This window comes from Mycobacterium stomatepiae, assembly GCF_010731715.1.
Lineage (GTDB): Bacteria > Actinomycetota > Actinomycetes > Mycobacteriales > Mycobacteriaceae > Mycobacterium > Mycobacterium stomatepiae.
In genome coordinates this window covers 4,557,971-4,570,331 of the sequence record NZ_AP022587.1, presented here as the reverse complement: position 1 = coordinate 4,570,331, position 12,361 = coordinate 4,557,971, and the positions used below count along the sequence as shown (strand labels likewise).

General features: G+C 64.9%; 14 protein-coding genes. 9 read left to right on the top strand and 5 right to left on the bottom strand.

Features of this window, described 5'->3' with window-relative positions; translation table 11 throughout:
- Positions 1 to 30 precede the first annotated feature (30 nt).
- Entirely contained in the window at positions 31 to 1,071 is a 1,041-nt protein-coding gene (locus G6N54_RS21650) for an LLM class F420-dependent oxidoreductase (protein ID WP_163791877.1), read from the bottom strand.
- Positions 1,072 to 1,141: 70 nt separating this feature from the next.
- On the opposite strand from G6N54_RS21650, the gene G6N54_RS21645 reads away from it, so the two are divergent.
- The 7 genes from G6N54_RS21645 (at position 1,142) to G6N54_RS21620 (ending at position 6,922) form a co-directional block, all read left to right on the top strand.
- Complete coding sequence (locus G6N54_RS21645; protein WP_179969104.1) at positions 1,142 to 2,134, top strand: Zn-ribbon domain-containing OB-fold protein; 993 nt, start codon at positions 1,142 to 1,144, stop codon at positions 2,132 to 2,134.
- A 15-nt stretch (positions 2,135 to 2,149) separates the two neighbouring features.
- Positions 2,150 to 3,214, top strand: coding sequence for a thiolase domain-containing protein (locus tag G6N54_RS21640; RefSeq protein ID WP_163791875.1), 1,065 nt, complete (start codon positions 2,150 to 2,152; stop codon positions 3,212 to 3,214).
- The gene (locus tag G6N54_RS21635; protein ID WP_163791873.1) at positions 3,214 to 4,407 is read left to right on the top strand and encodes a thiolase domain-containing protein; all 1,194 of its coding nucleotides are present in this window, start codon (positions 3,214 to 3,216) and stop codon (positions 4,405 to 4,407) included. The genes G6N54_RS21640 and G6N54_RS21635 overlap by 1 nt, the downstream gene beginning before the upstream one ends.
- Positions 4,404 to 4,811: a nuclear transport factor 2 family protein gene (locus tag G6N54_RS21630; protein ID WP_163791871.1), complete on the top strand. Its 408-nt coding sequence runs from the start codon at positions 4,404 to 4,406 to the stop codon at positions 4,809 to 4,811. The genes G6N54_RS21635 and G6N54_RS21630 overlap by 4 nt, the downstream gene beginning before the upstream one ends.
- A gap of 113 nt (positions 4,812 to 4,924) precedes the next feature.
- Positions 4,925 to 5,593 carry an NHL repeat-containing protein gene (locus G6N54_RS31870; RefSeq protein WP_179969103.1) on the top strand — a complete coding sequence of 223 codons (669 nt, stop codon included), beginning with the start codon at positions 4,925 to 4,927 and terminating at the stop codon, positions 5,591 to 5,593.
- A complete protein-coding gene (locus tag G6N54_RS31865; RefSeq protein WP_179969102.1) occupies positions 5,539 to 5,883 on the top strand; it encodes an NHL repeat-containing protein in 345 nt (114 codons plus the stop codon). The genes G6N54_RS31870 and G6N54_RS31865 overlap by 55 nt, the downstream gene beginning before the upstream one ends.
- Before the next feature lie 58 nt (positions 5,884 to 5,941).
- Positions 5,942 to 6,922: an NHL repeat-containing protein gene (locus G6N54_RS21620; RefSeq protein ID WP_179969101.1), complete on the top strand. Its 981-nt coding sequence runs from the start codon at positions 5,942 to 5,944 to the stop codon at positions 6,920 to 6,922.
- Positions 6,923 to 6,931: 9 nt separating this feature from the next.
- Here the strand turns inward: G6N54_RS21620 and G6N54_RS21615 are convergent, their stop codons facing one another.
- Positions 6,932 to 7,456 carry a gamma carbonic anhydrase family protein gene (locus G6N54_RS21615; RefSeq protein WP_163791869.1) on the bottom strand — a complete coding sequence of 175 codons (525 nt, stop codon included), beginning with the start codon at positions 7,454 to 7,456 and terminating at the stop codon, positions 6,932 to 6,934.
- Between the two features lie 126 nt (positions 7,457 to 7,582).
- Between G6N54_RS21615 and G6N54_RS21610 the strand changes: the two genes are divergently transcribed.
- Entirely contained in the window at positions 7,583 to 8,755 is a 1,173-nt protein-coding gene (locus G6N54_RS21610; protein ID WP_163791867.1) for a Rieske 2Fe-2S domain-containing protein, read from the top strand.
- A 1-nt stretch (position 8,756) separates the two neighbouring features.
- Complete coding sequence (locus G6N54_RS21605; RefSeq protein ID WP_163791866.1) at positions 8,757 to 9,203, top strand: hypothetical protein; 447 nt, start codon at positions 8,757 to 8,759, stop codon at positions 9,201 to 9,203.
- 3 nt (positions 9,204 to 9,206) lie between these two features.
- On the opposite strand, the gene G6N54_RS21600 is transcribed toward G6N54_RS21605, so the two are convergent.
- From G6N54_RS21600 to G6N54_RS21590, 3 genes are read right to left on the bottom strand one after another with little or no spacing between them, the layout of a single operon-like run.
- Complete coding sequence (locus tag G6N54_RS21600; protein ID WP_163791864.1) at positions 9,207 to 10,355, bottom strand: sulfotransferase family protein; 1,149 nt, start codon at positions 10,353 to 10,355, stop codon at positions 9,207 to 9,209.
- 48 nt (positions 10,356 to 10,403) lie between these two features.
- Positions 10,404 to 11,186, bottom strand: a complete 783-nt coding sequence (locus G6N54_RS21595; RefSeq protein ID WP_163791862.1) for an SDR family oxidoreductase — start codon at positions 11,184 to 11,186, stop codon at positions 10,404 to 10,406.
- Positions 11,183 to 12,310: a hypothetical protein gene (locus G6N54_RS21590; RefSeq protein WP_163791860.1), complete on the bottom strand. Its 1,128-nt coding sequence runs from the start codon at positions 12,308 to 12,310 to the stop codon at positions 11,183 to 11,185. Before G6N54_RS21590 ends, G6N54_RS21595 begins: the two co-directional genes overlap by 4 nt.
- Between the last annotated feature and the right edge of the window lie 51 nt (positions 12,311 to 12,361).

The window sequence follows — 12,361 nt, the reverse complement described above, 5'->3', positions numbered from 1 at the left end:
ACCCGTTCTACTGACGGGGCAAGCCTGGGCCTAGATCAGCGCGACGAGGTCCCGGACCTGCTCGGGAGAGCGGCCGGAGACGACCATCATCGTGACGCCCGCGGCCTCCCAGGCCGCGATTTGCTTACGCACGTAGTCGACGTCCCCGACGATCGCGGCGTCGTCGATCACCTCGTCGGGGATGATTTCGGCGGCCTTGTCCTTCTGGTTGCTGCGGAACAGCTTGGTGACCTCGTCGACCACTTCTGCGTAACCCATCCGGCGATAGACGTCGGCGTGGAAGTTGGTGTCCTCGGCGCCCATGCCGCCCATGTAGAGCGCGATGTAGGGCTTCATGGCCGCGAATGCGGCGCTGCGGTCCTCGGTGATCACGATGTTGGCCGTCGCGCAGATCTCGAAGTCCTCGCGGCTGCGGCGGGCGCCCGGCCGCGAGAAGCCCTCGTCCAGCCACTCGTTATAGGTGTCGGCCATCCGCGGTGTGTAGAAGATCGGCAGCCAGCCGTCGCAGATCTCGGCGGCCAGCGCGACGTTCTTCGGCCCCTCGGCGCCGAGCATGATCGGGATGTCGCTGCGCAGCGGGTGGGTGATCGGCTTTAGCGGCTTACCCAGGCCGGTTGCCGGTCGCCCGGGCCCCTCCTTCAAAGGCAGCGGGTAATGCGGGCCGTCGCTGGTCACAGGCGCCTCGCGGGCCCACACCTGCCGGATGATGTCGATGTACTCGCGGGTGCGCGCCAACGGCTTCGGGAATGACTGGCCGTACCAGCCCTCCACGACCTGCGGTCCGGACACCCCCAGCCCGAGAATGTGCCGCCCACCGCTGAGGTGGTCGAGAGTGAGCGCGGCCATCGCGCACGCGGTCGGGGTCCGCGCCGAGAGCTGAACAACCGACGTGCCCAGCCGCACCCGCCGCGTCGACGAACCCCACCAGGCCAGCGGTGTGTAGGCATCCGACCCCCACGCCTCGGCGGTGAACACGGCATCGAATCCGGCGGCCTCGGCCTCGGCGACGAGTTCGCCGTGGTTCTCCGGCGGCTGAGCGCCCCAATATCCCAGCTGCAAACCCAGCTTCATTTCTCCGCCTTTCCCGGCCAGAACGGACCCGATATTGAATCGGTTCTTAGAACCTGTTCTACTCGAAGGCGTGACAGCCACTTCGAGCGGCCCGACCACGAACGATCATTCCGAGCCGCCCCTCTCAGCGCCGTTAACTCTGTCCTTCGACTACACCCGTTCAGTCGGGACCACGCTCAGCAAGTTCTTCACCGCACTGCGTGAGCACCGTGTCCTCGGGGTGCGCGGATCGGATGGCCGGGTGCATGTGCCACCGGCGGAATATGACCCGGTCACCTACGAACCGCTGGGCAAGATGGTACCGGTCTCGCCCGTCGGCACCGTGATGTCCTGGGCCTGGCAGCCCGACCCCCTTGAGGGCCAGCCGCTGGACCGTCCGTTCGCCTGGGCCCTGATCAAGCTCGACGGCGCGGACACTCCGTTGATACATGCGGTCGATGCCGGCGAACCCGACAAGATCAAGACCGGCGCACGGGTGCATGTGCACTGGGCCGACGAAACGGTGGGCGCCATCACCGACATCGCGTACTTCAAGCTTGGTGAGGAGGAAGAGCCGGTCGAGCCGGTCGCCAGTGACCAGGACCCGGTCACGATGATCATCACGCCGATCTCGCTGACCATTCAGCACACCGCCTCGCACGAGGAAAGCGCCTACCTGCGGGCGATCGCCGAAGGCAAACTGCTGGGGGCCAAGACAGGCGAACACGGCAAGGTATACTTCCCGCCGCACGGCGCCGATCCGGCCACCGGCCAGCCCACCACCGAGTTCGTCGAGCTGCCGGACAAGGGCACCGTCACCACATTCGCGATCATCAACATCCCGTTCCAGGGTCAGCGCATCAAGCCTCCTTACGTGGCCGCCTATGTGCTGCTGGACGGTGCCGATATCCCGTTCCTACATCTGGTCGCCGACATCGACGCACACGAGGTCCGGATGGGCATGCGCGTGGAAGCGGTGTGGAAACCTCGCGAGGAGTGGGGTTTTGGCATCGACAACATCGAGTACTTCCGGCCCACCGGTGAACCCGACGCCGAGTACGACACCTACAAGCACCACCTGTAAAGGGCCCACCTGCACATGAGCGAACGCAATGTTGCGGTCGTCGGCTTTGCCCACCCCCCGCATGTCCGCCGCACCGACGGCACCACCAACGGCGTCGAGATGTTGATTCCGTGCTTCGCCCAGCTCTACGAGGAGCTGGGCATCGCCCGCACCGATATCGGCTTCTGGTGCTCGGGATCGTCCGATTACCTTGCTGGAAGGGCCTTTTCGTTTATCTCTGCGATCGACTCGATCGGCGCCGTTCCGCCGATCAACGAGTCGCACGTCGAGATGGATGCGGCCTGGGCTCTCTACGAGGCCTACATCAAGATCTTGACCGGCGAGGTGGACACCGCGCTGGTGTACGGATTCGGCAAGTCGTCGGCCGGCATCCTGCGCCAGATCCTGTCTCGGCAGACCGACCCCTACACCGTCGCGCCGCTGTGGCCGGACTCGGTGTCGATGGCCGGACTGCAGGCCCGTCTGGGACTCGACAACGGTAAGTGGACCGAAATCCAAATGGCCCGCGTTGCATTCGATTCGTTCACCAACGCCCGACGCGTCGACAAGGTCGAATCGGCGGTCAACGTCGAAGGCCTGCTGGACCGGCCTTTCTTCGCCGACCCGCTGCGGCGGCACGACATCGCACCGATCACCGACGGCGCGGCCGCAATCGTGCTCGCTGCCGACGATCGTGCCCGCGAGCTGCGCGAAAACCCGGCCTGGATAACCGGAATCGAGCATCGCATCGAAACCCCGGTGCTCGGTGCACGTGACCTCACCGACTCCCCGTCGACGCGGGCAGCCACCAAGGCGGCCACCGGCGGCACCACCGCCAACCTGGATGTCGCCGAGATCCATGCCCCCTTCACCCACCAGCACCTGATCCTGATGGACGCCATCCGGATCCCGGGCAAGACGAAAGTCAATCCGTCCGGCGGAGCATTGTCAGCCAACCCCATGTTCGTCGCCGGTCTCGAGCGCATCGGATTTGCCGCACAACACATTTGGGACGGTTCTGCGAATCGAGTGCTAGCGCACGCCACCAGCGGACCCGCGTTGCAGCAGAACCTGGTCGCGGTCATGGAAGGAAAGAACTGATGGCCGGTGGAGGAGCGCACCTCGCCGCGGTACTGGGTACCGGGCAGACCAAGTATGTAGCCAAGCGCAAAGACGTCTCGATGAACGGCTTGGTGCGCGAGGCGATCGACCGCGCGCTGGAAGACTCCGGCTCCACCTTCGACGACATCGACGCGGTCGTGGTCGGCAAGGCGCCGGACTTCTTCGAGGGCGTCATGATGCCGGAACTGTTCATGGCCGACGCCGTGGGCGCCACCGGCAAGCCGCTGATCCGGGTACACACGGCGGGCTCGGTCGGTGGGTCCACCGCGGTGGTGGCCGCCAGCCTGGTCCAGTCCGGGAAGTACCGGCGGGTGCTGGCGATGGCGTGGGAGAAGCAATCGGAATCAAATGCCATGTGGGCGTTGTCGATTCCCATCCCCTTCATCAAGCCAGTCGGCGCCGGCGCGGGCGGCTACTTCGCCCCGCATGTGCGCTCCTACATCCGCCGCTCGGGCGCGCCGTTGAACATCGGCGCCATCGTGGCGGTCAAGGACCGGCTCAACGGAGCCCGCAACCCGCTGGCGCACCTGCACCAACCCGATATCACCGTCGAGAAGGTGATGGAGTCCCCGATGCTGTGGGACCCGATCCGCTACGACGAGACCTGCCCGTCCTCCGACGGCGCCGCCGCCGTCGTTATCGGCGACGAGGAGATCGCCGAAGCCCGCCTGGCGCAAGGACAACCGGTAGCGTGGATCCATGCCACCGCGCTGCGCACCGAGCCGCTGCAGTTCTCGGGCCGCGACCAGGTCAGCCCGCAGGCCAGCCGCGACGCGGCCAAGGCGCTCTGGGATGCCGCCGGCATCAAGAGCCCGATCGACGAGATCGACGCCGCCGAGATATACGTGCCCTTCTCGTGGTTCGAGCCAATGTGGTTGGAAAGCCTAGGCTTTGCGCCCGAGGGCGAGGGCTGGAAGCTCACCGAATCCGGCGAGACCGCAATAGGCGGTAAGCTGCCGGTCAATCCCTCCGGCGGGGTTCTCTCGTCGAACCCGATCGGCGCCTCCGGCCTGATTCGCTTCGCCGAAGCGGCGATCCAGGTAATGGGCAAGGGCGGCGATCACCAGGTACCCTGTGCACGAAAGGCGCTGGGGCACGCCTACGGTGGCGGTTCGCAGTACTACTCGATGTGGGTGGTCGGGGCCGACAAACCCGAAAAAGTAAGCGCGTGACCGAACATCCGGCCCACGAGGCCGGCCGGCGCTCGCGTGAGGCGGTCGGGGCCAGGGACAAAGATGCCTGGCTTGCGGTGTTCACCGACGACGCCGTCGTCGAGGATCCCATCGGTCCGTCGGCCTTCGACCCCGAAGGCAAGGGACACCGCGGCCGCGATGCGATCTCGGCGTTCTGGGACAAGGCCATCTCCCCCACCACCAAGATCGAGTTCTTCTTCCGCGACACCTACCAGTGCGGCAACGAGGAAGCGAACGTCGGCCATATCCTGATCACCACCGGCGACTACCAGACAACGGCCGAAGGCGTGTTCACCTACAAGGCCAACGACGAGGGCAAACTAGTTGCCCTGCGCGCGTATTGGGAGATGGACCGCGCGGCGGCCAATACCCGCAAGATCTAGGTCGTCGGCAAAGCCGATTTACGGAATTCACCCGAAAATTGCTGTGCGCGGGCAACGCCGCGCGGTAGTGTCCTGGTGTCGCGATGACCCGGGGGGGTTGAGGGAGTCGACCCGTGGATGACGATTGGGAAGTCGAAGCGCCCGCCAAGGCCACACCACCACGGCGCGGGGCGTCTCTCAAGATCATGGCCGCGGTCATCTTCATCGTCGTCGCGGTCGTCTCTGCCGGCGTCTACCTGGTATTCGGTCGAACGACCGCCGACCATGCCGCCTCCAAGCCGGCTCCGTCGCCGAGTCGTGCCGCTCCGCTCGTACTGCCGTTTCAGCTCACCGACGCCGACGGCCTGGAGGTCGACCCTGCCGGCAATGTGTACGTCTCCGACTCGGCTACCAACCAGGTGTTCGAGCTCACGTCCGGCTCGGACCATCCGATTGTGGTGCCCTTCACCGGGCTTAACGAGCCGGGCGGTCTCGCGGTGGACGGCAACAACGCCGTGTATGTGGTCGACCAAGCCAACAGGCGGGTCCTGAAACTGCCGGCCGGCTCCACCACCCAGATCGAGCTGCCGATCGCCGGACTCGACGATCCGCATGGGATCGCGGTGGATAGCCGCGGGACTGTCTTCGTCGCCGACCTCAACGCCAACCGGGTGGTGGAACTGCCCCCGGCTCGAATACCCAGTCCGAGTTGCCATTTGGCGATCTCAAGCAGCCCTACGACCTTGCGGTGGACGACGCCGACACGGTCTACGTGGCAGACGCCGGCAACAACCGCGTGGTGAAAATGGATGCCGGGGCGACCACCCCCGTCGCACTGCCGTTTACCGGCTTGAACTTTCCGAACAGCGTGGCCGTCGATCAGAGCAAGAACGTGTACGTGACCGACCTGAACAACAATCGGGTGCTCAAGCTCGCGGCCGGCTCGAATGCCGTGTCAAGCCTGCCGTTCACCAATCTGGTCGCCCCCTTCGAGCTGGCGGTGAGTGGTCGAGGTGACGTGTACGTCATCGACTTCCATAACCGGGTGCTCAAACTGGCTGCGGGATACCAGCCGATAGCCCTTGGGAATTAGGTCTCGCGCGGTAGTGTCCGGGTGTCGCGATCACCGTCGTGGTTGAGAGAGGCGGCCCATGGACGACGATTGGGAATTCGAAACGCCGGCAAAGGCCAAGCCGCCGAAGGCGTCACGGTCCCGCCCCACCTTGACGATCGCCGGCGCCGCAGCCGTCGTGGTCATCGTGGCCCTCGGCCTGGTCGGGTATTTCGCATTCGGGCGCACGTCGTCCGGCATCCCGGGGTCCACGCAGAGCACAGCGTCGAGTTCGGCACCGTCGGCTCCCGGCCCGGTCGTGCTGCCGTTCACCCTCGCGGATCCCGAAGGCGTGGAGGTGGACCGCGCCGGCAACGTCTACGTCGCCGACTCCGGAGGCAATCGCGTGCTGGAACTGCAGGCCGGCTCCACTACCCCTATCGAGTTGCCGTTCACCGGTCTGAACCGCCCGGCCGGCCTGGCCGCGGACACCAAGGGCAACCTGTATGTCGTCGACCAGAAGAACAAGCGGGTGCTGGAACTGCCTGCCGGCGCCAAGACGCAGATTGAGCTACCGTTCGCCGGTCTGACCGAGCCCCATGGCGTGACGGCGGACAGCGTCGGCGATGTCTACGTTGCCGACTTCAAGAACAACCAGGTGCTCGAACTTCCGGTCGGCACAGCCGTTCAGGTCGTGGTTCCGTTCACCGATCTCAACCAGCCCTACGATCTGGCGGTCGACAGCACCGACGGCGTGTACGTCGCCGACGCCGGCAACAATCGGGTGCAGAAGCTGCCCGCGGGCACGACCAACCCGGAGATCCTCCCGTTCACCGGCCTGAACTTTCCGAACAGTGTGGCCGTCGATCGCAGCAACAGCGTCTACGTCACCGACTTGAACAACAATCGGGTGCTACGTCTGACAGTGGGCTCAAACACGGTGTCCCTGTTGCCTTTCGGCGATCTCTTCGCGCCCTATGGGATAGCGGTGGGACCTCAGGACGACGTGTATGTGGTCGATTTCCACAACCGGGTACTGAAGTTGGCGGCGGGATACCAGCCGACCGTACTCACGCATTGACCCGAACGGTCAGATCTGCTCCAGCCCGGCAAGGTGCCGCTGCGCCAGGTCGCGGTAGGCCTGCGGATTCAGGTTGATCCACATCTCCGCGCCGGTCCCGGCGATCGGGCCCTTGATCTGTGCCGGGGATCCGACCACGAGCACCCCGGCCGGGATCTGCGTGCCGGCCGTCACCAGCGAATGGGCAGCGACCAGGCTGCGCGCGCCGATCACCGCGCCGTCGAGAACGGTGGCGTGGTTGGCGATCAACGCCTCGGACCCGACGTGAACGCCGTGAATGACGCACATGTGGGCCACCGTCGCACCCGGTCCGATGTCGACGGGGATGCCCGGCGGCGCGTGTAGCACCGACCCGTCCTGCACATTCGCGCCTTCCCGCACGACGATCGGCCCGTAGTCGCCTCGCAGCACGGCGTTGAACCAAACCGACGCCCCGGCTTCGACCGTGACGTCGCCGATGAGGGTCGCCGTCGGCGCCACGAAAGCTGTCGGATCGATGCGTGGCGCGCGGCCCTCGAAAGCAAACAGTGGCATCGTCTAGATATACCCCAAGCGGGTAGCACCCCCAGGGACAACGCAGCTAGATCCGCTGTCGTTGCGCGTCCGCATCAGAAAACTGTAACGTGTTCTAGTTAGAGGCCCGCAATTTGGAGGTGACAGGTGAGTACCGACACCAACGCGGTCGGCATCCGGGAAATCGATCCCGGCGCGTTGCCGACCAGATACGCCCGTGGATGGCACTGCCTGGGCGTCGCGAAGGACTTCCAGGACGGTAAGCCGCACTCGATCCAGGCGTTCGGCACCAAGCTGGTGGTCTTCGCCGACTCGCAGGGCGACATCAAGGTGCTCGACGGTTACTGCCGCCACATGGGCTATGACCTGTCCGAGGGCACCATCAAGGGCGACGAGGTTGCCTGCCCGTTCCACGACTGGCGCTGGGGCGGCGATGGCCGGTGCAAGCTGGTGCCGTACGCCAAGCGCACTCCCAAGACGGCGCGCACCCGGTCATGGACGACCGACGTCCGGGGCGGTCTGCTTTTCGTCTGGCACGACCACGAAAACAACCCGCCCGATCCGGCGGTGCGCATTCCGGACATCCCGGAGTCCCACAGCGACGAGTGGACCGAGTGGCGGTGGAACAGTATCCTGATCGAGGGATCCAACTGCCGCGACATCATCGACAACGTCACCGATATGGCGCACTTCTTCTACATCCACTTCGGGCTGCCGACGTACTTCAAGAACGTCTTCGAGGGTCACGTCGCGTCGCAGTACCTGCACAATGTGGGCCGACCGGACGTCAGCGACCTGGGCACCTCCTACGGCGAGGCGCACCTGGACTCCGAGGCGTCCTACTTCGGACCGTCGTTCATGATCAACTGGCTGCACAACAGCTACGGCGGCTTCAAAGCCGAGTCGATTCTGATCAACTGCCACTACCCGGTGACCCAGAACTCGTTCGTCCTGCAGTGGGGTGTCATAGTCGAAAAGCCCAAGGGCATGGACGAAAAGATGACCGAGAAGCTGTCCCGCGTCTTCACCGAGGGGGTCAGCAAGGGCTTCCTGCAGGATGTCGAGATCTGGAAGCACAAGACCAGGATCGACAACCCGCTGCTGGTCGAGGAAGACGGTGCGGTGTACCAGCTGCGTCGCTGGTATCAGCAGTTCTACGTCGATGCCGCCGACGTCGAGCCGGAAATGGTGGAGCGCTTCGAGATCGAGGTGGACACCAGCCGCGCCATCGAACACTGGAACGTCGAGGTCGAAGAGAACCTGAAGGCACAGGATGCCGAAACTGCTGCGGCCGAAGAAGTTCCAGCCGAACAACACTGAAATGTCTGACGATCAGCCGGCGGTTCCCGACGTCGATCGGCTCGCCCGATCGATGCTGTTGCTGCATGGCGACGGCCACGACCACGACGACAAGCCGGCCCACAACGGGGGGTCTGGGTCCTGGTCGAAATCAAGGGACTTCGCGAACGACCCGGCGCGCGCGGCGGCGGTGCGCGAGGCCAGCCTGGCCGACCGTGAGCGCTACCTGACGTCGGGTCTGCGGCCGGTCGATTGCCGCTTCTGTCATGTCACGGTGACCGTGCGAAGGCTGGGCCCGGGACATACTGCGGTGCAATGGAATACCGAGGCGTCGCAGCGGTGTGCCCACTTCACCGAGGTGCGTGAATCCGGTGGCGACACCGCACGAACCAGGTCCTGCCCGCGGCTGTCCGACAGCATCGAGCATGCAGTCGCCGAGGGCTATCTGGAGCGTCCCGACGAGGACTGAGGCTTACAGCCCGGCGAATCGCTCCTTGAGCTCTTCGGCGGTGAGCCCGTAATCGGCCAGCGAGTACTTGTGCTTCGGAGCCCGAGCGCCGGTCTGGCTCTCGGCGTGGCTGTCCTCCATGGCTTTTCGCGCGTCGTCGGTCAGCGTTAGGCCGAAGTGGCTGCACACGTTGGCAACGGTGCCGAGCGGGTCGGCGATCAGATCCTGGTAGTCGACGTCGCAGAACTGGGCGGGGTCGTACTTGGCGCGTGCGGTGTTGAAGAGCTCCAGCCCGCGCGACCAGGTCTCCATGGAATCGGCGCCGATCTGCGCTCCGACGTAGGTGTCAGACCATCCCTGCGCGGTGTGCTGCGCCAGCGAGCACATCGACGCCATGATCGTCTCGACCGGTCGGTGGGTCTGGATCACCAGCGCATCGGGATAGGTCTCCATCAGTGCGTCCAACGCGAAGAGATGACTGGGATTCTTCAGCACCCAACGTTTGTCAGTGTCGTTGAGGCCGATCAACTGAAGGTTCTTGCGGTGCCGGCGATACGACGGGCCCCAGTCCTGACGCGACAGCCACTGCGAGTAAGTGGGCAGGTGCGCCAGGGTCTCGTAAGACACTGAGTGAACCGATTGCCGCAGCAGCTGCCAGCACTCCTCCAGCTCGTAGGCGGCCATGAAATGCAGGCCGGTGTAGTCCGGATTCTCCTTGTGCGCCTTGGTGAATTGCTCGTCGAGCTGGCGGTACAGCGGATTGGAGTCCCAGGTATCGCGCGGCGGACGGGGCTGCGGAAACTCGGCTAGCCACAGGTGCAGGCCCTGGTGTGCGGGGTCGGCGCCCAGGAGCCGGTGCAGCGCCGTGCTGCCGGTACGCACCAGGCCGGTCACAAAGATCGGCCGGTTGATCTCCACGTCGACATGCTGGGGGTACTGCTTCCACATGGACTCGGAGAACAACCGAGCCACCAGCGCGCCGCGCAGGAAGAACCGATTCATCTTGCTACCGAACACGGTGAGGTTCGCGTCGCGCCGGAAGGAGTCCAGCAGCACCTCGAGTGCCTCGGCGTAGTTATCGTCGTCGGCGCCGAAGTCGTCGAGGCCGATCAGCTTGGTGGCCGATGCTTTCAGCTCGTCGACGGTACCGACATCTGTGCGGTCACCCGCCATTACGCCATCCCCTCCTCATCGCGTCGCTCTGCATCGTCGATAGCGGCATTAGGTGTGGTACTCCCCGCAGTTGACGTCCAGCGTCTGTCCGGTGATGCCGCTGGACAGGTCGCTGGCCATGAACAAGATCGCCGAGGCCACCCCGTCTTCGGTGGGCAGCCGCTTCAGGTCGGAGTTGGCCGCTGTGGCCGCATAGATCTGGTCAGCCGTGGTGCCGTACTTGCCAGCCTGGTGGTTGAAGTAGCCCTGCAGTGTCTCACCCCAGATATAGCCGGGTGCAACGGAATTGACGCGGATCCCTTGCTCACCCAGTTCGGTGGCCAGCGAATGCGACATCGCCAGCAGCGCGGACTTGGCCATCTTGTAAGCGCCGTACTTCGCCTGCGAGTGCCGAAGCACCATCGAGTTGACGTTGACGATCGAGCCCTTTGCCTCGGCCAGGGCCGGGGTGAAGCCCTGGATCAGGCGCAGCGCACCTAGCGCGCTGAGCTCAATGGCGTCGCGGATGTGCTGAAAGCCGGTGCCCGAGAACGGTTTCAGTGATGGCACCCGGAATGCGTTGTTGATCAGCACGTCGACCTTGCCGTAGGCCTCCAGCGTGGCATCGACCAGGTTGCTCACCTGGTCGTCCTCCGTGATGTCGGTGCGCACCGTCGTCGCGCGGCCGCCGATGTCGGCGATCTGCTTGGCGACGTCGTCCAGACGCTCCGGAGTGCGGGCCGCCAGCACCAGATCGGCACCCTCCCGCGTGCATCGGTGCGCCAGCGTGGTGCCCAGGCCCGGGCCAACCCCACTGATCACCACTACCTTGCCATCGAGCAACTTCGTCATCCCAGCATCCTTGCCTGAATTTGTTTTTGGCGCAGCGCAATTCGAGCGCGCCAATCGTCCTCGGAAATTTTGTTCTGCTCGAAGTACGGCAACTTGCTCGCTACCGCGTCGAGGTCGACCAGTTCGACGGTGGGCCCGTCGGCCTCGGTCAGCTCGCGAGACACCCGCTGCCAGCGGAATTGCAGATATCCGCGTCGGTGATCGAGGGTCTCGACCCAGTTGGTGACACCCGGATTGCCATCAGAGACGACGATGCGGACCATCCCGTCCGGATCCGCCTGCGCCTGAGTGTTATTCAGTGAGGTCTGGTGGTTGATGTAGTCGAGTGAGATGTACCACAGGCTGCCTAGCTGGAAGCCAAGGTAAGGCGCGTCGCTGACCGGGATGGTAATGATCAGCGCCTGATCTGGCCGCAGATCCCAGTGCCCGACCGACGAGTACTGGGTAGCCAGGCCGCCGGGCGTCAGGCGCGGCGCGGTCAGTGTGTTGACCGGAAGGTTGTCGTAGAACCACTGCGGGAACTGCAGCCAGGTCTTGATCCGCTGCACCAGCTGCCTTCCGGCTGTGGCGTAGCGCCTTTCGATGAGCTCACGCGTCAACGGCGGCGGCGCGGTGCCGGCAGTGTCCAGCCGGGCGATCGCCAGCGTCCCGCGTTGGGCTGACCAGTCGCCATACACCTCGCGCATCACCAGCTGGCCATTGCTCGTCGGGCGCACCCGCCACTCGAAGGTGCCGTCCGGCGCGATGTCGAGTTCGCGGTCGTCGAAGGCCACCTGACTGGCCGGCACGTTGTCGTCGGTGTACTCGCCGCCCAGCAGCTGGAAGCTCAGGTCGGTGGTGGTACCCCGCACGCCGGTCACCAGGTAATCGTGGTTGGCGTGCACCCGCGTGCCGAAATACAGTGTGTCGGGGTTGTCCAGGCCCATCTTGGCGAATGGCCCGGTGCCCGACTGCAGGAACGGATGGTCACGGTCGTAGTCGACGGCCATGTGGATACAGGCCGAGATCCCGTCGGCCAGATATTGCAGTCCTTCGAGCAGGTCGGCTTCGGTCTCGATAAACGGCGCGGCAGCCACCAGCTGCTCGGCCTCGGCGATCGCGGCAGCGAGGGGATTAGTGAGCACGCCTAGACGCTAGAACGTGTTCTACTTTTTCGTCTATGGCGAACATTCCCG